Source organism: Clostridium algoriphilum (assembly GCF_020443705.1).
Classification (GTDB): domain Bacteria; phylum Bacillota; class Clostridia; order Clostridiales; family Clostridiaceae; genus Clostridium_AD; species Clostridium_AD algoriphilum.
The window spans coordinates 1-19,838 of the sequence record NZ_JAIZZK010000028.1 but is presented as its reverse complement, the minus strand read 5'-3'; the positions used below and the strand labels follow the sequence as shown (position 1 = coordinate 19,838).

Annotated in this window: 21 protein-coding genes and 1 riboswitch; of the genes, 18 read left to right on the top strand and 3 right to left on the bottom strand. The window is 29.5% G+C overall.

From position 1 onward, the window contains the following. Nucleotides 1-6 precede the first annotated feature (6 nt). From LGK95_RS17120 to LGK95_RS17105, 4 genes are all read left to right on the top strand, one after another. A complete protein-coding gene (locus LGK95_RS17120; RefSeq protein WP_226126105.1) occupies nt 7-375 on the top strand; it encodes a prepilin-type N-terminal cleavage/methylation domain-containing protein in 369 nt (122 codons plus the stop codon). Nucleotides 376-415: 40 nt separating this feature from the next. Further along, on the top strand, nt 416-1,795 hold the full coding sequence (locus LGK95_RS17115) for an Ig-like domain-containing protein (RefSeq protein WP_226126104.1): 1,380 nt from the start codon (nt 416-418) through the stop codon (nt 1,793-1,795). 133 nt (nt 1,796-1,928) lie between these two features. Beyond that, nucleotides 1,929-2,456: a DUF3267 domain-containing protein gene (locus LGK95_RS17110; RefSeq protein WP_226126102.1), complete on the top strand. Its 528-nt coding sequence runs from the start codon at nt 1,929-1,931 to the stop codon at nt 2,454-2,456. 147 nt (nt 2,457-2,603) lie between these two features. Next, a complete protein-coding gene (locus LGK95_RS17105; RefSeq protein ID WP_226126100.1) occupies nt 2,604-3,554 on the top strand; it encodes an SIR2 family protein in 951 nt (316 codons plus the stop codon). An 89-nt stretch (nt 3,555-3,643) separates the two neighbouring features. Here LGK95_RS17105 and LGK95_RS17100 read toward each other — a convergent pair whose 3' ends face one another. From LGK95_RS17100 to LGK95_RS17090, 3 genes are all read right to left on the bottom strand, one after another. Next, a complete protein-coding gene (locus tag LGK95_RS17100) occupies nt 3,644-3,904 on the bottom strand; it encodes a hypothetical protein (RefSeq protein WP_226126094.1) in 261 nt (86 codons plus the stop codon). Between the two features lie 68 nt (nt 3,905-3,972). Then, complete coding sequence (locus LGK95_RS17095) at nt 3,973-4,344, bottom strand: SHOCT-like domain-containing protein (protein WP_226126093.1); 372 nt, start codon at nt 4,342-4,344, stop codon at nt 3,973-3,975. 22 nt (nt 4,345-4,366) lie between these two features. Beyond that, on the bottom strand, nt 4,367-4,732 hold the full coding sequence (locus LGK95_RS17090; RefSeq protein ID WP_226126091.1) for a DUF2089 domain-containing protein: 366 nt from the start codon (nt 4,730-4,732) through the stop codon (nt 4,367-4,369). Nucleotides 4,733-5,115: 383 nt separating this feature from the next. Then, a riboswitch (cyclic di-GMP riboswitch) is annotated at nt 5,116-5,199 on the top strand. 71 nt (nt 5,200-5,270) lie between these two features. Between LGK95_RS17090 and LGK95_RS17085 the strand changes: the two genes are divergently transcribed. The 14 genes from LGK95_RS17085 to LGK95_RS17020 all read left to right on the top strand — a co-directional run bounded on the left by LGK95_RS17085 (nt 5,271) and on the right by LGK95_RS17020 (nt 19,754). Then, nucleotides 5,271-5,840, top strand: a complete 570-nt coding sequence (locus LGK95_RS17085; RefSeq protein WP_226126089.1) for a sugar transferase — start codon at nt 5,271-5,273, stop codon at nt 5,838-5,840. 127 nt (nt 5,841-5,967) lie between these two features. After that, a complete protein-coding gene (locus LGK95_RS17080) occupies nt 5,968-6,564 on the top strand; it encodes a nucleotide sugar dehydrogenase (protein ID WP_226126088.1) in 597 nt (198 codons plus the stop codon). Beyond that, a complete protein-coding gene (locus LGK95_RS17075) occupies nt 6,446-6,790 on the top strand; it encodes a glycosyltransferase (RefSeq protein ID WP_226126086.1) in 345 nt (114 codons plus the stop codon). The genes LGK95_RS17080 and LGK95_RS17075 overlap by 119 nt, the downstream gene beginning before the upstream one ends. Further along, nucleotides 6,715-7,026, top strand: coding sequence for a glycosyltransferase (locus LGK95_RS17070; RefSeq protein WP_319001938.1), 312 nt, complete (start codon nt 6,715-6,717; stop codon nt 7,024-7,026). The genes LGK95_RS17075 and LGK95_RS17070 overlap by 76 nt, the downstream gene beginning before the upstream one ends. A 176-nt stretch (nt 7,027-7,202) precedes the next feature. Then, nucleotides 7,203-8,348 carry a glycosyltransferase gene (locus tag LGK95_RS17065; RefSeq protein ID WP_226126084.1) on the top strand — a complete coding sequence of 382 codons (1,146 nt, stop codon included), beginning with the start codon at nt 7,203-7,205 and terminating at the stop codon, nt 8,346-8,348. Between the two features lie 204 nt (nt 8,349-8,552). Continuing rightward, nucleotides 8,553-9,368: a glycosyltransferase family protein gene (locus tag LGK95_RS17060; protein ID WP_226126083.1), complete on the top strand. Its 816-nt coding sequence runs from the start codon at nt 8,553-8,555 to the stop codon at nt 9,366-9,368. A gap of 257 nt (nt 9,369-9,625) precedes the next feature. Next, the gene (pelF, locus tag LGK95_RS17055) at nt 9,626-11,407 is read left to right on the top strand and encodes a GT4 family glycosyltransferase PelF (protein ID WP_226126081.1); all 1,782 of its coding nucleotides are present in this window, start codon (nt 9,626-9,628) and stop codon (nt 11,405-11,407) included. A 1-nt stretch (nt 11,408) separates the two neighbouring features. Then, a complete protein-coding gene (locus tag LGK95_RS17050) occupies nt 11,409-11,840 on the top strand; it encodes a hypothetical protein (RefSeq protein ID WP_226126080.1) in 432 nt (143 codons plus the stop codon). 2 nt (nt 11,841-11,842) lie between these two features. Beyond that, nucleotides 11,843-13,447 carry a hypothetical protein gene (locus tag LGK95_RS17045; RefSeq protein WP_226126078.1) on the top strand — a complete coding sequence of 535 codons (1,605 nt, stop codon included), beginning with the start codon at nt 11,843-11,845 and terminating at the stop codon, nt 13,445-13,447. 11 nt (nt 13,448-13,458) lie between these two features. Continuing rightward, complete coding sequence (locus LGK95_RS17040) at nt 13,459-15,423, top strand: glycosyltransferase family protein (RefSeq protein ID WP_226126076.1); 1,965 nt, start codon at nt 13,459-13,461, stop codon at nt 15,421-15,423. After that, nucleotides 15,424-16,608, top strand: a complete 1,185-nt coding sequence (locus LGK95_RS17035; RefSeq protein WP_226126074.1) for a carboxylate--amine ligase — start codon at nt 15,424-15,426, stop codon at nt 16,606-16,608. Between the two features lie 9 nt (nt 16,609-16,617). Beyond that, nucleotides 16,618-17,466, top strand: coding sequence for a polysaccharide deacetylase family protein (locus tag LGK95_RS17030; protein WP_226126073.1), 849 nt, complete (start codon nt 16,618-16,620; stop codon nt 17,464-17,466). Nucleotides 17,467-17,486: 20 nt separating this feature from the next. Then, the gene (murJ, locus tag LGK95_RS17025; protein ID WP_226126072.1) at nt 17,487-19,010 is read left to right on the top strand and encodes a murein biosynthesis integral membrane protein MurJ; all 1,524 of its coding nucleotides are present in this window, start codon (nt 17,487-17,489) and stop codon (nt 19,008-19,010) included. An 18-nt stretch (nt 19,011-19,028) separates the two neighbouring features. Continuing rightward, the gene (locus tag LGK95_RS17020) at nt 19,029-19,754 is read left to right on the top strand and encodes a glycosyltransferase family 2 protein (RefSeq protein ID WP_226126070.1); all 726 of its coding nucleotides are present in this window, start codon (nt 19,029-19,031) and stop codon (nt 19,752-19,754) included. Nucleotides 19,755-19,838 lie beyond the last annotated feature (84 nt).

The following is a 19,838-nucleotide window of genomic DNA, read 5'->3' as shown; positions in this document are numbered from 1 at the left end:
GAGAAAATGAGTAAATATAAAAATTATTTGCAGAATGAAAAAGGTTTTACATTAATAGAGCTCATTATTTCAATAGCTATATTGGCTATAGTAACTACAGCTTTTCTCACAATGTTCACAAGTGGTATAGTTGGCATCTCAAATTCAGGTAAAAAAAGTTTTGATCATTATACAGCACAAAGTCAAATAGAAAGTAACATTAACGATTTAGAAGATCTACCTAGTAATGTAACAACCACGGCCCCCGGTACTAGCAATATTAGTTTGATCTTTCCAGGGAGTCCTAATATTTTTGTAATAAGTGGACGTCAGATTGATGTAAGATATACTTATGGGAGAATAACTAAGATATTAACTACCTTTATTACCAACTAACAAAGCGTGATCTGTTTTACTTAAAGGGAGGTGGGTCTAATTGAGTAATGATAAAAAAGAATTAGATTTTAAGGGTGGATTTACACTTATTGAATTAATTGTGACTATGGCAATAATTGGAATTGTATTAATGATGGCTTATTCTATTGGGGACTTTGGTAGCAAATCTTTTAATAATGGTTCTGAAAAATCAGACATACAATCAAATATCAGACTTATGGCTAATTATATAACAAAAGAACTTAGGTACAGTAGTAATGCAGTGATATTACCAGCGTTTCCTGACACTCCGGATCCTAGTAAAAAATATATTTATGTTGATAAAGGAATACTTAAGCAACATGACAATGGTGAAACAACAAATATATTAGGAGACACTTCAAATAATATTACTGCTACATTGCAATTTCATATTCAAAATTCCAAAACTGTATATTTTAATATTCAAGAGACTTTAAAAAATCAGACATTCCAATTAGGTTCTTCAATATTATTATTGAATATAGGTGATTATGCTTTGGTTAATGCGACTGGGGCAGTAATTTCGTATACAACTGAACCTAATATTACCAATATTAATGCTAAGCCTGTACAAGCAATAAGTATAACGGCACCACTAGGTTCAAATAGTATATCAATTAATGGTGGGATGTTGCAGCTTACAAGTAACTTGACACCAACTGATTCGTCTATTAAAACAGTAACTTGGTCTGTAAATGACAGTACTTTAGCTACGATAGATAGAAATGGTTTGTTAAAAACGGTTACAAATGATACAGGAAAAAGTATTATAGTAACTGCAACTGCACAGGATGGAAGTGGAGTTAGCACAAATTACACAGTGATAACGGCAGCGGCAGACTTATCGCCCCAAAAAGTAACGGCGTTGACAATTGATTCTGATTATAGTTGCATTTTCAATGATGGTGGAACCCTTCAAATGAGGGTAAATAGTATAACACCAGTGGATGCTGCAGATCCAACTGTAACTTGGTCAATTGACCAACCTAATTCAATAGCAGTAATTGATCAAAATACAGGGTTGTTAACTGTAAAAACAACAAATTCAGATTTAATTGTTGTAGTTACTGTAACAACAAATGACGGTTCAAAGGTAACTAATACAAAGAATATTACTGTTATACCTAAAGCAACCAGTATATATATTACAAATACTATTATAGATAAAGGGAGTTTTCAGCTTAGTTGTTATTTAAATCCGGGTGGCAATCTTGCAACAGTGTCCACAGGAGTAAAACAAATAACATGGAGTATTCCTGTCAGTAAACATGTAAGTATTGATAGTAATGGAAAAGTAACATTTCATGATAGTTCCGTCAAAAGTTTAAATGTTACAGTCATAGTAACATTTAATGATGGAACAACTAAAACAGTTACTAGATATATAACGAACTTATAAAGATATAACAGTTTAAAAAAGATAATGAGAATAATGTGTAATGCCTTCAAGCTTAATTCATAATTCTCTTTAATTAGAAAAAATCAGTTTAACAACCCAAAGACATGTCAATACTTCTAAATGAGGTGATGGCATGTCTTTTAAAATTACGTGGAAAACACATGTAATATGTACGTTAGTAGCTTTTGCAATTGCACAGCTCCTGGGGAGTATCGCAAGTGACATAGTAGAAAATTTTATTATAAAACCATTTATTTTTTATCCAACTAAAAATCTAATCGTTAATTTTTACATATATGTGTTACTTCTCATGATTCCAATATCTATTGTTCATGAGGGTATACATGGACTTGTATATAAAGCTTTTGGTGGCAAGGTTAAGTATGGATTTAAAGGGATTTATGCATATACGCAAGAGATATCAGAGATGCCAATAGATCGTGTTAAATTTCTAATTATACTTTTATCACCACTGGCAGTAATGTCTATATTGACCTTATTTCTACCTTTGTGGCTAGGTGGTATGATATTCTTTCTTAATTTATTAGGTGCTTCAGGGGACATATATATGTCGTTTAAGCTTATAAAGTATGACTCTAATAGTAAAATAGTTGATAGAATATATGGCTTTGATGTAGTTCAGGAAAGTCATGTATTTTAAGAAAGCCATGGATTGCAATAGCAGTTCATGGCAGTTTTATGTTTATGCTATATGGTTGTGAATTTAATTATAATAAATTAGAAATATATACATATAATTAGGGGTAAAGTATAATGATAATATCAATAAAAATGGGGTTATGTATAAATGAGAAAATATAAAAAGGTTATTGTTCTTGGAGCAGGATTTTCAAAATCATTATGTAGTTCGATGCCATTAATTAAAGATTTACTCGAGAATATGGAAGAAACTAGTTTGCTCAAAAGTTTTGTGATGGGGGCAAAAGCAAAACTACGTGACTATTTTGATGTAGAAAACTGTGTTAGTTATATATTATCAAGAGAAATATTTTTTAATGATAAAGAAGATATAGAATTTTATTCTTTAAGAAAAGAAATGTTAAAACACATATATACTGAAATGAAAGATTGTGAGCCTGATGCAGATAAAATGGACATTATGGGAAAGTTTTTATATTATTGTGATAAAGAGAACATACTACTTGTTACATTCAACTATGATTTGTTCATTGAAAAGATTTGTAAAAATTTATGCGAACGTGGCAGATTTGTAGTAAAGTACGGTATAAAATTAAATGAAGATCCGTATCAAGAAGAAATAAAAACTGATTCTGGAGATCTTAATGAGAAAAAGATAGAACTTTTAAAACTTCATGGATCTTTTAATTGGTTTAGTATGAGTAAATCAGACAATGCAGATATTGATGATGTTATATCACTCGGACAAAGTGATACTAATATTTTTATTGAGGATGTACCGTTTTTTGTTCCAATGTCCAATACTAAGCATAAATACTTTGCAGGTAATTTCTATAAACTTTTATGGAAAAAGATGAAATATTATATAGATAATGCTGAAGAATTAGATTTTATAGGTTATGGATTCCCTAAAACGGATTTTGATAATTTAATGTTATTTAGTTCCTATAAAGAAAAAGTGAAAAACATTGTAATATCAAAAACGTCAGAAGATAAAGAAACTAAAAAAAGGTTAGAAAAAATTTTTAGTAGTGCCCAGGTACACACAGATGGAGCAATTAAATATATTGAAAGAATAACAAAAGTAAAACATAATTAAACCGTGTAAAATAGATTAATGAGTACAGTGGTCAAAGCTCGAATGTACTCATTAATAAGCAGAGGGCATAAGTTTCATAGGCATAATCGCTACATAATTATTGTTACATCTGGTCCATCCCCAACCTTTACGTCCACAATTTTTAATCCTTTATAAGCTCTTAATACATCAATGCTTCTGCTAAGTTGTTTGAAATCAACACAATCAATATATTGGAGGTGACTTTCTGGAATAAATCTTCTGGAAACTAATAATCCAAAGCCACAAAGTCTGATAGCTGCTTTTACAAGGCCTAGTGGTGCAGGTATTTTCAGAGTTCGACCATTATTAAGCTTTACATATATCTTCAACTCTCAATCTTCCTTTCATTAATATATTGGGCGGCTTAAGCCTACTTTTGTCATTCAATTAAATAATGTTATTCTATAGAAACCTCAATTATATCTCCATTACCACTTTTTACTTCTACTATTTTACCTTCAAGACCTGAATCAATAGCTTCCATAATCATTTTTATATCTATTCCGTCTTCATCTGAAATACCTGGTATCTTAATATTGTTAACAGCATTTCCTATAGCTTTTAAGAATTTCACTGGAACATTCACATTTACAGTGTCCTTTGTAGCGGATAGAACTCTAACCTTTAGCATCTTGTCTAGATTTTTTGCTGTAATTATTGGTTGTGCATTAGCGGATTTGTTAATAGCGTCAATAAGTTCACTAGCTTTATCTACATCTATTTTACCCTCTTCTACCATTTTTAAAATTCTTTTAACTTCTTCTTTCATTCCTAATCCATCCTTTCAAATTTTAATTGTTTTTCATCATATTTACAGCTTGCTCAGCTGATATTTCACCTTTTTCAAGCATATCAATAATTTCTTTGCTATTCACTGTTGATTTTTTCACTTCTGTATAACCAAGGGCAGAAACTACCTCATCTAGCTTAGCTCTTACAGTCGGATAGGAGATGCCGAGTTCTTTTTCCACATCTTTAATATTACCCCTACATTTTAAAAAGACTTCCATAAAATTAAGATGTTCTTCTGCTAAGCATTCAAACTTAGAAAACTCAAATTCATTCTCAATGACAGTACCACATTTATTACATTTAAGTTTAGTAATCTTTAGTTTTGAACTACATATAGGACATTTGCTTATAACTCTATAACCCATGATCAATCTCTCCTTTTATATATTTTTATTATAATACCATACTTTGAATAAATCAATAGTGTGATTAAATAATTTAATTTTTATTGTGATTAATATTAACTTAATTAAAACGAATATTAATTATTTTAATATTTAATTTTAATGAATTAATAAAATGATTATCTGTATAATGAAGAAATTAGCCCTTAAAAACATTATGTCACAAGTGCTGAAACCTAACATAAGATACTGGTATAACACAATAAAATACTTGGAAGCAATGAACCATATTCTTTATTGGTCACTTTGAATATGTGGAGCTAGTAGTGAACCCACTCCTTTTTTATAGAGAAATCTATTGAATGGAGTTTTATTATTTTATAGCAATAATAATATAATCTTATTTCAAGTGGGAAGTTTATGATGTGTACTCTGATTTGGTCACCGTCGAGTACACGGAGACAATGGTGAAACCGGCCCAATCTAATTTATTAGATTGGGCCTTTAATTTTATAGATAATTTAGTAGGGTTTATTAAGCTGAAACAGGGAGGATATCTATGAGGAATATGGAAAATTTAATGGATATAAAATATTTAAGAAAAAAGGAACAATCAAATTATATATATAGATTTGCAAAAAGGTGTTTCGATGTAATAAGTTCTGTAGCTGGAATTATGCTGCTTTCACCTCTTTATTTAATAATTGGGATTCTTGTAAAATTAGATTCTAAAGGGACGATATTCTTTGCGCATGAACGCTTAGGCAAGGATGGAAAGATAATAAAGATTTATAAATACAGAACTATTGTAACTAATGCGCAGCAAATATTAAAGGATATGCCAGACTTAATGAAAAAGGAATTTGAAGAAAATTTTAAATTTGAGAATGATCCAAGAATAACTAAGTTAGGTAAATTTCTTAGAGAATCAAGTTTAGATGAACTACCACAATTAATGAACATTATTAAAGGGGATATGAGTGTTGTTGGACCAAGACCAGTAATTTCCAGGGAAATAAAGAAATATGGAATATATGGGGACAAGCTATTATGCAGCTTGAGGAAGGAAGATACACCGCTACGACAGATGCTACGAAAGCAGTTAGTGAGTGTAACAATAAATAGCTGAAGGTAGTGCATTTAGTGAGTTTAAAAATATGACTACAGTAGTTTGAGCAATTAACAATGAGAGTTTAAGGAGAGCAATAGAACTGATAAAGGTAGTTTGCAAAGCTAAAATAATTCCAGCTAGTAGCATGAAAGAAGTTGAAACTTCAAAAGTATTTGAAAACATTCAAAGAGACGTTAATATAGCTATGTCACAGGAATTTGCTAGATTTACAGAAGCTTTAGGCATGGTTATCTTTGAAGTAATTAAATTAGCAAATACGCATAAGAGGGTAAATCTATTGATGCCAGGAGCGGGGGTAGGAGGATATTTTATTCCGAATGCTTACCACTATCTAGCGCCAAAAACTAAAGAATTAGGGTTAAGTATGGAACTTCTAAAACTTGCTAGAGAGAAAAATGCTTTGATACCAGAGTTTATTGTTAATAAAACAGAAGAATTACTAAAGCAATCAGGAAAAGAACTTAAAGGTTCAAAGATAGCTGTTATGGGACTTGCAATGAAGAATTTTTCAAATGACGATTGGATTAGTCCCGCTGTGGACATATGTAGCATATTAATAGAGCGAAGGGCCATAGTTAGTGATCCATTGGTTACAACGCTACATGAGTTTAAGGTGGTCTTTAGTCCAATTGAAGAAGATTTTAAAAAAAGAAAATCCGGATATAATTCATCTACATTCGTCTATTGCTGGCTTTCTAGGAAGGATTGCATATTACGCTAATAAATTTAATATGGAAAAAGTTTTTTATAATCCACATGGTTTCTCATTTCTTCAACAAAACGAATCCAAACTTAAAAGAACAATGTTTTATGCATTAGAAAAATTCGCAAGTAGATTAGGTGGATATATCATAGGGTGTTCTAAGGGTGAATTTGTTATCAAAAGAACCCGGAGTTATTTAATAACATTGCAGAGTATTTTTCACAGTATGATTTTGTATGGGTAGGCGATGGGGAGCTTAAGGATAAATTAAAAGCCGATAATATACAAGTTACAGGGTGGTCAGATAGAAAAGAAGTTATAAGAGAGCTTATGGATATAGATATATTTATATTAACGTCACTTTGGGAAGGTTTATCTATTTCACTGCTTGAGGCAATGTATTTAGGGAAAGCAGTAATAGTAACAAACGTCATTGGTAATAAGATGTTATTAATAATAATGTTAATGGGTACTTGGTGAATGACTTAGAAGAATGTATAAAAGCAATTAAATTTATAACATCAATCAATATAATGTTTGATATTAAATTCAAAGAAAAAATATAATTGAAGAATATGATCAAAAGCAAATGGTTATAAAATATATAGATTTATACGAGTCAAACAATAAAATATACTGGTGAGGACGGTTATGTAATGATTTATAAAGTACTACATCTATTATCAACTAAAACACTAAATGGAGCTGAAAAAGTGGCATTAGATATATGCACAAATTTAGATAAGGATATCTTTAATCCTATAATAGTTTGTGCAGGAGATGAAGTAAGGGGCTATTTTGAGAAAGAGGCCATTGAATCTTTTAATATTAATATAAGTAATTTAAATATAAAAGAAATATTAAAACTAAGAAAGTTATTAAAGAATGAAAAGATAGATCTAATACATGCACATGATGTTCGTGCATCCATAGCTGCAAAACTCGCAAGTATCAATTTAAATATTGCTGTAATATCTCATATTCATGTTGAATATGAATGGTTAAAAAATAGATCTATCTTAAAAATTATTGATGGCTTATTTAGAAGCAGTTATAGTTTATCTTTAGCCTGTTCAATAAAAGTTAAAGAATTTTATTGTGCTTATAATCGAAAATGTAATAAGGAAAAGATTATTGCTTTGCCTAATAGTTTTAACTTTTCTGAGATTAATAAATTTAATGTTATACCATTTGAAGATTTTAAAGCTATAAATAATATACCAAAAGATAAATATGTATTTGGGTATATTGGAAGATTAATTAGTTTAAAAGGCATAGATTTGCTCCTAGAAAGTTTTAATTTATTTCAAGAGAGATATCCTAATTCAATATTAATTATAGTTGGAGAAGGCGTAGAAAAAGAAAAATTAATAAACCTCGCAAAAGAACATGATTTATCTACAAAAATTTATTTTAAGGGATATAGGAAGGATGTTTACAATTGGCTAAATATATATGATTCTTTTATATTACCGTCTAAAAGGGAAGGACTTCCATTAACTATATTAGAAGCTATGGCCATGAAAAAGATCGTTATTTCTACATCCATTGGTGGGATACCTGAGTTAATAAAGAATAATTATAATGGAATATTGATAGAAGAAAGGAGCCCTCAGCTTTTAATGAAGTCTATGGAATACGTTTATGAAAATGAGGATGAAGTAAGGCAAATTGTAGAAAATGCTTATAATAATTTAAGACTTAACTATGGCATTAAGGATTATATTAACGATCTTCAAAATATCTATAAGAGTTTACTTAAGCTCCCAGAAATAGATAGTAGAAAGGATATATCATTATGATTACTTTTTATAATAAATAAAAGATTAATAAAAGAGACAATTGCAGTAATAGATGAAGAAAGCCAAATAAATGAAAAGATAATTATTCATTGTAGAGGCATCTTTGGCAGTCTGATTGGGTTAAAGGTAAGAAGAAAGTTAGAAAATTCTTTTAATATTAGAGTAATTTCAGATTTTCGGGGAGCAGTTATTGATGAGTACTTATTGAGGCATAAAGACAAAGGCATTCTATATAAGATATTATTAAAGTTTTTAATGATTTATATAAATAGTATCCAATCCAATGTATGTAAAGATTCGGATTATGTGTTTTGTGTTTCTAAAAAATTAGAAGAGTATCTAAAAAGTAGGTACATTATTAATTGCAGTGTTTCTATAATTCCAACCTGCATAGATGTTGATAAAAGTAGATTTGATATAGATGAGAGATCAAAAATAAGAGATGAATTTAAAATAGATAAAAAATTTGTTGTTGTATATTGTGGAGGTGCTCAGAGTTATCAGAGCCCTAAAGAATTATTAATTGCTTTTCTTAAAATAAGTAAGAGGATAGATGAAGCATTCTTTTTAATATTGACTAATATATTAGATAGAGGTTCTTACCATATTGAAATTGGTTTATTTTCAATAATACTTTTAATTTATATATACATATTTTTCATTATGTATAAAAAGAATTTTATGAAAAAAAGTAGTGATAAAAGAATCGTAATTATGATTATTTGTTTAACTCTAATTAACAGCTACATGCTACTCGAGCCTGTGTTTTTATATATGTATTCTGCGCAGTCGTATTCCTTATATTTATTAATATATTTGGATGTTGAGTTAATGCTAATAATATTTTTAATTTTAAGAAGGTTTAATTATGAAAAGAAAATTATTATTAGTGTGGTTTCTGTGTTTAGTTTGATGAATGCGATTCTGGGATGCCTACAATATATAACGGATAAAGTTTTAATTAATTTTAAAGATCCAAGGCGAAGTGAACTTTGTTTTAGAAGCATGTTTTATAAATGAAATATAATAGTAACTATGGTAATTACTATAGCAATGAACAAAAAAATCACGTCAATATAAACTAATATCTATAGAATAGACATTTTGAAAAAGTGTTTTAACTATGGATATTTTTTTGTGAATATAAAGTAAATTATTTCAAAAGAATTTGTTAGTTTGATAACAAACATTAAAGTAGCACAAGAGTATATATAATTACATATAATAAATTGTAATGGTTAATTTTTGGATATTAATACTTAGATAGGGATGAGATAATGAACGATAAAATGAAAGTAATGATGACAACTGAAGGCACCTATCCTTTTCACAATGGAGGCGTCAGTACCTGGTGTGATTTATTAATAAATAACTTAGAAAAAGACATCGATTTTGTAGTTTATAGCATAATGATGAATCCTTATGTTACTCAAAAGTTTAATTTACCTAATAATGCAGAATTAATAAAGGTGCCGCTTTGGGGAACTGAGGAGCCAAGTGAGCATTTGAATACACCTTTCTCTGAAATATATAAATCTAATATGAGGACTACAGATGAAGTAATAAGAGAAAAATTTTTACCTTTATTTGTGGAAATGATTGAAGAAATTTTAAATGATGGAAAAGATTCTGAAAAATTCGGGAGAATTTTATGTGATTTATATAAATATTTTCAAGTATATGAGTACAAAAGGAGTTTTAAATCTGAGATAACTTGGGAAAAGTATAAAGAAATAATTCTTAAATATTCCCAAACAGATAATAGTAAAATCCATTATCCGGGAAGCTATTCTCTTATTAATAGTCTTAGTTGGATATACAGATTTATGACAATTTTGAATACCCCAATTCCCTTTGTTGATGTAACTCATTCAGCTGCAGCAGCCTTTTGTGGAATACCATGTGTATTAGCAAAGTTAATGTATGGTGCTCCGTTTATTTTAACGGAGCATGGAGTATATTTGAGAGAACAGTATTTATCTTTATCAAAGAGAGGATATTCTTCTTTTCTTAATACTTTTCTGATAAGGATGATTCACTCTGTAGTAAATTTGAACTATCATTATGCCGATCAGGTTTCTCCGGTATGTGATTATAATACAAGGTGGGAACAAAGATTTGGTATAACTAGAGATAAAATTAATGTAATTTATAATGGCGTGGATGAAAGCTTTTTGGTTAATAAAGGGAATGAGAGCAAAAGAACAAATCCTACAGTGATATCAGTAGCACGAATAGATCCTCTTAAAGATATAATTACATTATTAAATGCAGCTGCACTTGTAAAAAAAGAAATTCCTAATGTTAAGTTTGTTGTATATGGGTCTATATCAGTTCAAGAATATTATGAAGAATGTATTAAAGTTAAAGAACAGTTGAGGCTCGGCGATAGTTTTATTTTTATGGGGCATACAACGGATGTTTCAAAGGCATACCATTCTGGAGATATTGTTGTACTATCCAGCATATCAGAGGCATTCCCATATTCAGTAGTTGAGGCTATGATGTCTGGAAAGGCAGTAGTCGCTACTGATGTAGGGGGGATTAAAGAAGCCATTGGTGATGCTGGTATTGTGGTAACACCTAGAAGCCCAGAAAAATTAGCAATAGCTATTAATAAACTACTTTTGAATACTGAGTTAAGAGCAAGCTTAAGTGAAGATGCCAAGAATCGAGCATTAAACCTTTTTACAATCAAAAGGTTTCAGCAATTATATTTCAAAAACTACTTAAAATTAGTTTTAGATACTAGCAGTGTCAAAAGAAATAATATTGAGCCTGTTAAATTTAACATAAAAAGAAAAAAAGGGACATTATCCATGGAAAAAGGATTAGCTCTTTTGGATAATGGTTTTGTTCAAGAAGCGATAACGCAATTGAAAGTTGCTCTTCAGGAAGATTTTGAATCAGTTGCTGTACCTTTTATACTTACTAAAATTGCAGAGGCTTATAACCAATTAGGTAATTATGATATGTGTTTGAATGAGGTTGGAAGGACTAAGCTAATAATTGAAGTAATAAGAGAAAAAGAATATGCAGGTAGGAAAGGAGTGATGTAGCATGGATGGTAATTTAAAAGAATTATCTGAGAGGAAAGATATAGAAGAAGAAATTAACGAAGTTGATCCAAAATTAAATTTTTGGGGAGTTGATTTTGAAAAAATAAATTCTGATAGTTACTATGAGCCGCAAATAAAAGAAGAGACTAATAAAAACATTAATGATAAAGAAAAAGTAGAAAATGGAGATGTTACAGTAGTTTCTGAACAAGTGAAAGAAAAAGCAAATAAAACTTTAGAAAATAGAATTGAAAATATACGTTTTAAATATTTAGTAGGTAAGATAGTAGGAGCGGATTTGATGGATAGTAAAGGTATAGTTATTGCTAGTAAAAACTCATTGATTACAGAAAAATTGATAAATATTGCTGATAAACAAGGAAAATTATCAGAACTAATATTAAATATGATATTTCCTGAAGAATCAGAATAATCATGGATAAAAACATAGTAGTGAATCAACAATTTGAAAATTCTAATATAAAAACGTTATTAAATGAAGTAATGGAAAAGACAATTAATCCAGAAGATTATTATGAGATTGCAGCTATTCTAGAGTCTTTGGGTTGGAATGATAGTAGCGCTTCTAAGTCTTTTGGTGTATTAGATATATTTGAACTTTCTAAAATACTATGGGACATGATAAATAACAAAGCTTATCTTCAGCCTTTTATGGAAGAAAAGAAAACTAGTGTGCGTAGTAACATGGTTCTAATAATTAAGAGTTTTCTTCGCGGTTTGATTTTTGCGCTTCCAATGACTATTTCAGTAATTAGTATGCTTACATTAAGATTTTCTTTATGGTCTTATGAGAATTCAAGTACAGAGCTCGCAACTAGTATAGCTATAGGAACAATATTAAGTTTCGTAACTATTGGAGGTTTTACTCAGGTAATAGCAAGGCGAGGTTTTTATTATATAAGTCAGGATTTTTATAACATGGCTAAAAGAATTACCTATTATTTTGTTAGAGTTGGATATGTAACCACTTTTGCTGTTGCTTTAATATTAATTTTATTTAATTCCTTTTTTGGGTATCTTCCTTATAGAATGATTATTGTAGCATCTTTTTATTATATATTTCTATGTTCTAATTGGCTTATTATCACAATTACTTATATATTAAAAAGAGAATTTACATTTACAGCGTTATTGTCTTTTGGAATCCTTATAGTATTTATTTTATTTAAGATTTTAAAGCTAAATATAATAGTTTCACAAATAATATCATTATTTATTATATCTATTCTAAGTTTTATTTTAATAAATTACTTTTTTAATAAGGATGAAAAAAAGATGGAAAAGGGAATTGCGCCAGCTCTACCAAGAAAGTCAGTAATGATTTATAGTTTAGCCCCATACTTTTACTATGGTTTTTTGTACTTTAGTTTCTTGTTTATTGATAGAGTAATAGCTTGGTCTACTACTGGTGATTATATGCCCTATATAATTTGGTTTAGAGGAGATTATGAATTAGGTTTGGATTTTGCTTTACTAATGCTTTTGATACCTATGGGGATGGTTGAAGTTACGGTAAGTAGATTAATGGAGAAATTAGAAGTTGCACAGAAAAATAGTTTTAATGATCAAGGAACGATCATAAATAAAAAGTACCTAAACTTTTATATTAGAAATGTTATTCTTGTATCAATTTCGGCTATATTAAGTTCAATATTTGTATTTCTGATTGTAAGATATTTAAATAACGATTCTTCCCTTTTAACAAATTCAAAATTTGTATTTAATAATGTAACATATTTTGTATTTATTGTGGGCCTTATAGCCTACTCGATTTTGTCAGTTGCACTTTCTAATGTTGTAATTTTATTTTCATTATCTCAGCCTAAATTAGTTACAAAGGCGATGGCTTATTCTGTACTCATCAATTTCTTTGTTGGTTTTCTGTTAAGCAGGTGGTTTCATTACTATTTTGCTGCTTTGGGACTACTAATAGGAGCAGTTTTCTTCTGCATTGCAACTTGTTATTGTGTAGTTAAGGTTTTAAATAACTTGGACTATTATCTTTATGCTTCATCTTAAGGGGGTTACAGATGTATTCAAGTTTACCAAATCATTTATATAATATAATACATCTAATATTAGCTTTTTATCTATTATTTATGCTTTACCCTAAAATAGTATTAAAACGGAGTTATGAAACAAAGCTTGAAGACATAATATCAAATTATATTTTAATGGTTTTTTTATTTATTTTAGTAGGATATTTATTAGTAGTTGTTAAGCTTTATGAATTTTTAGGTATATCTTTGATTTTACTCGGAATTTTTATTCATTCATACTTAAGAAGAAATGAAAAAATAAAAATAAAGGCAAGGTTATTAAAGTTCATCGAATTAATGTTCGATTATGTCGATAAAGTGAAAAATATAAAAGTCGACTTAATAAATTTAGTTAAGGTTAAGTTCAGCAAGATTCATAAAGATTTCGTTAATAGTTTTAAGAATAAATTCGTAGCGTGGAATGTAGTTATGCTCCTTATTGCTTTAGGATACTCTACTTATTTACGCTTATATGATGCTTATTTTAATGCTGCACCAGCAATGGCGGACTCTTATACTACGCTAAAATGGATGAAATTTATAAATAATAGAATATTATTTCCAGATGGAATTTATCCTCAAGGGTTTCATATTTACTTAGCAACGCTTCAGAAATTTGCATTTATAGATCCTTTATATGTCCTTAGATACATTGGTCCTATAAATTGTGTGTTTATAATCCTTGGAATATATTTTGTATTATCTAGGATTACTAATGATAAAACGTCAGGCATCGTTGGATCCATTGTATATGGTATTTTAATTTCATTCATGTACAGTGATTGGCAAAGGCAAGCAGCAACAAATTCTCAGGAATTTGGATATTTATTTGTTTTGCCAACACTATATTTCTTTGCAAAATATATAAAAGATAATAAAAAAAGAGATTTTATAACTGCCTTTGCGGGGGTATCAATTACAGCCTTAGTTCATACTATATCTTATGTTTTTATTGCTATAGGTGTAGTAACCTTAATAATAATAGCAATATTTATTAATTTTAAAAAATATTGGAGACGAATTAGGTTGGTAATAGGTATTGGTTTTGTTAGCGGGTTTATCGGAATTGTTCCTGTGGGTATAGGTATGTTATTAAAGAAGAAGTTTAATACATCCTCTCAGAGTTTTCTTACAGAAAAAGCTAGTGTCCTTGGATTTCATATATTATCAAAAATGGATTATATTGGACTTGTTTGTCTATTTGTAACTCTTATTTATATTTTATTTAACTTTAAAAAATTAGAAAAAAATATTTTATATGTATTCATTCTAATTTTAAATTCAGTATCTTTTTTAATATATTATTTAGGAGGGTATTTCACCCAAAATTCCATAGTAGCAACTAGGTTTATAGATTTTTGGTGTTTAACAGAACCATTAATTATTGGTATGGCTTTTTATGTTGTTATAAGCGTATTAAAGAACATTAAAATAAGAAATGCACTTGCATTAATTTCATGTATGGGTTTTATTTTATTTTGTGCTTTTTACCTAAAACCAAAGCCAATAATACCTTATAAAATGGAATATAATAGCAATGTGGAGCAGTATTTAAAAATAAGTGAAAAGTTTGTTCCTACTGATTGGATGATTGTTTCTCAATCGGAAGGTTATGCAGTGGTAATGGGAAAAGGGTATCATTTAATGATTGGTGATTTCTTAAATTATTTTAACCCGCAAGCTAAATATTTAATAGATAAGAGAACAAATATTCTTGTAAAGACCCCGGATATATTCTTATACCAAGAGAAAAATGTATTTGTAACAACATTTACAAAGGAAATAAATTATCCACTTAGAAAACTCCAAGATCAAGAGTTACAGACTTGGGTGGTTAAATATAAAAACACACATTCTAATTTATCAATTTATTACGAGGATAAAAACATAAGAATTTATAGAATCCATCAGGAGTTAACACGTACTGATATACAGAGTAAAATATGGGGGAGTTAATTGAAGGGTAGGATTGATATGAAAACAGTATTATTAACTAATGGTCAGCAAAGGAAAACCCTAGCAGTGGTTAGGTCCTTAGGTAAAAGAAATTTAAAAGTGATTGTAGCTGAAGAAACTAGGTTTAATCCTTCAGCTTTTTCTAAATATTGCAATAAAGTTTTGGTTTGTCCTAGTGCTAGCAAAGAGCCAGATAAATATTATTCTTGGTTATGTAGAGTTATAGTAATCTATAAATGCGATGTAATGGTTCCAATGGATGACGATGTATTTGAAATAGTAATGAAAAATTCGAAGGAACTTCTAAAAATATGCAGCATTGTATTACCTACTATGCAAAACTATTTACGCGCTTGTGATAAAAGTAATGCAACAAAACTTGCGGAGGAAGTGGGAGTACCTTGTCCCCAGACCATTCATCCCAAGAAATTATGTGATCTACTCAGTTTAATTGAACCTATGAAGTTTCCATTAGTAATTAAACCAAGAGTTAGTTCAGGTTCAAGGGGAATACGAATTGTAAACAATAAAGAGGAATTTATAAAGGATTATCAAGAAATACATGGAGTATATGAGTTCCCAATTATCCAAGAGTATATTGGAATAGGGGACAGGTATGATGTATGCTTACTTTTTGATAATGATAATAAGTTAAAAGCTCAATTTGTTCAAAAGGAAATAAGACATTTTCCAATAGACATAGGGCCAAGTACTATGCAAGAAAGTGTTGAGGCGCCGGAAGTACTTGAATATGCATTGCGTATTATGAGAAAGTTGCCTTGGAAGGGCGTTGTTGAGCTAGAATTTATTGTAGATGAAGGGGATAATAAATTTAAATTTATGGAGATTAATCCGAGATTCTGGGGGTCGCTTCAGATGGCAATAACAGCAGGAGTTGATTTTCCGTGGATGTTATATAAATTAAGTGTCGAAGATGAAGTAGAAGAGGTATTCAAATATAAAACAGGTTGCATGTGCAGTTGGCTTTTACCAGGGGATATCCTTCACTTTATAGGTAATAAGGACAGAAAAAAAATGGACCCACCTTTTCTTGCAGGAAAAAAATATGGAGTTCAGGATGATATTATCTGGGGAGAGGATCCATTGCCAGCACTCGGTTTTATACTTGCATGTTTTAGATACTTATTTGATAAAAACATGTGGAAATTAATTTTTAAAAGGTAGGTGGTAATTATGAATAATGTTTTTACAATAGATGTGGAAGATTGGTATCATACAATGGATTTTAATTTTCCACAAAGTACTTGGGATAATTATGAGGATAGAATTGAATATGGCTTAAAATCAATAATGGAGGTTCTCTCAAAACACAATGTTCGTGCAACGTTCTTTGTGCTTGGATGTGTAGCCCAAAAACATCCAGAACTTATAAAAGAAATAGTAAACCAGGGTCATGAAATTGGTTCTCATGGAACGAATCACAGAATGGTAACTACGCAAAGCAGAGAGGAATTTAGAGTTGACGTAGCAATGTCAAAAGAAATATTAGAAGATATTACAGGAGTCCAAGTTAAGTTATACAGATCTTCCTCTTGGTCAATTGTCCCAAAAACCATATGGGCTTTAGAGATACTCGCGGAAGAGGGTTTTATATGTGATTCAAGTATTCAACCTTTTAAGACCCCCCTTTCTGGATTTAAACGTGCGCCGATGCAACCCTTTTATCCAATAATAGACGGAAAAAAATTAAATATATTAGAGTTTCCTCCCTCAGTTCTTCCTATTTTCAATACTTGTTTACCGTTTTGTGGAGGTTTGTATTTGAGAACTTTCCCTATTGAATATATAAAGTATGCTTTAAAAATGGTGAATAGGAAAGCTCCTGGAATGATATATACTCATCCTTGGGAGGTTGATATAGGGCAACCAAGGCTTAAAGTACCTATGCATATAAAGTTTACTCATTACTATAATTTAAAGAGAACTTTAAATAAACTGGATAATGTTTTGAAAAATTTTAAATTTATAACATTAGGAGAATTAATTAAGGAAGGTAATTATCAAGCAGTAATATTAAAGTAATTTGCAAAGTGAGGCTTAAGTTGAAGAAAAATTTTAATTACTCTAAATTAGTAGTAATTATTGTTGTTATAAATATAATTCTAGCAGTGCTTGCACTACTTAAAGATATGTTTATGGCCTCTTATTTTGGGACTACTGTTAATGCAGATGCTTTTACCTTATCATTTTTTATAACTGACATGTTGGGTAATAATCTCATAGCTAATGCAATAGCCGTAAGCTGTGTACCACTTTTTACAAAAATCTATGCAGACAACGATGAATACAAGCTTTATGATAATTTGATTAAAGTAAATATAAGTTATTTTATTTTAACTTTAATTTCATTTCTGATGTTACTTATATTTAGAGATCAAATCATTAGTAAATTAGCTAGTGGATTTACTAATGAGACAATTAATATTTCTATACAATTATTAATAATTTTGTTACCTATTATTTTAATTTATCCAATCGTTACTTCAGGTATTTCATATCTTCAAGTTAAAGGAAAATTTATTATCAGTTCTTTGGCGGCGATTCTATATAATTTTATATTTTTACTTGGTATAGTTTATTGTGCTTTTTTCAAAATACCTGTGAGTAAAGGGCTTTTTATAGTTGCTTACTCGGTAGTTGCTGCGGTCTTAGCAATGGTGATTCTTCTATATTGGAAGATTATTAAAGAGAAGAAACCAAGTAGGAGAAAGGATAAAAAACACCTAATGAAGAGAGGCGAGATATATAAACTGTTTATACCATATTGCGCTATTTTACTGCTTTCGCAATTTGTTTTATATTATGAACGTTATTTAGCTTCGTTTTTTCAAGGGGGAAGTGTTGCGGCTTTAAATTATGCATATAGATTATCACAATTTCCAATATGGGTATTTGTTTCTGCTATTGCTACAGTTTTATTTCCTAGGATGGCAAAGCATAATAGTGAGGGTGATTTAAAATCTTTAGCAGAAGTTTTTAAAAATGCATTATTGTGGGTTTTTATATTAACCATGCCTGTAACATTTATTCTCTATATATTAAGAAATCCCATAATATCTATTCTATTTTTGAGGGGAGCTTTTGATAGTTCGTCACTTAAAATCACATCGGAAATACTAGCAGGTTATAGTTTGGCAATAATTGGTTTAAGTATTTCAGCTCTATGCATGAAACTATATTTAGCTAGAGAGGAGATAAAGACTCCACTTTTAATATTTATTATATCTTCAATTATAAATATTATTATAGACTTCTTTCTTGTTAGCAGAATAGGAATTAAAGGTGTTGGATACGGGGCCGCAATTAGTTCAATTATTAACGCTACTTTGATGTTGCTTCTGATAAAAATTGAAATTAAAGATTCTTTTCATAAGATTACAATAAAGTTACTAAAATGTGTTGTTTCTAATTTGATTTTAATTGTCATATGTGTTTTTGGACTCCAAATTTGGAATTTAAATATTATTAGAATGAACTTAATTTCACAACTTGCATATATTGGAGCAGTAGCTTTATTAAGTATTAGCGCGTATGTGATAAGTTTAAGATGCTTAAAAGTAATCTAGATTAGGGGGATTTTTGATATGACAGATGGTTTAGTTATTATTCCAGCTTATAATGAGGCAGAAAATATTGCAAAGGTTCTAAAGGAAATAGAACAACTTCAATTAGGATTAGACGTTTTAGTTATTAATGATGGATCGAAGGATAACACAAAAGAGGTGGTAATAGAAGCTGGCGGACATGTAATATCACATCCATTTAATTTAGGTTATGGGTCGGCTCTTCAAACAGGATTTAAGTATGCAAAGAATAATAACTATAAATATGTAATTCAGTTTGATGCAGATGGTCAGCATTATCCTAGAAATTTAATAACTATGAAAGAGGAAATATCTAAGGGGAAAGCTGACATTATAAGCGGATCTCGGTTTTTAGGAAATACTACTCAAAAATTAGGCTGTTTAAAGCTATTTGTAATGGGTTTGTTAAGATTGATTATCAAATTGACAACCGGAACAAAAATATCAGACCCAACCTGTGGTCTTAAAGCGCTGTCTAGGTCTACTTATGAATATTATTCAATTATGGGAAATTATCCACCTGATTACCCAGATGCAGATGTTTCAATTCAGATGATTAAGCTTGGTTATAAGATAAAAGAAGTCCCTATAAATGTACGAGAAAGAGAGCGTGGTGAAAGTATGCATTCTGGATTAAAACCTATAATATATTTAATGAAAATGTTTCTAAGTATAATTATTATTTTACTTAGAAGTGCATTTAAGATAGTGTTAACTAACTTATGAAAAAACAGGAATGTAAATATTAGGGTTTTAATTGCACGTTGAAAAGTGAAAAAATACTTTGAAGAAATACAATGCAGTTTTGTT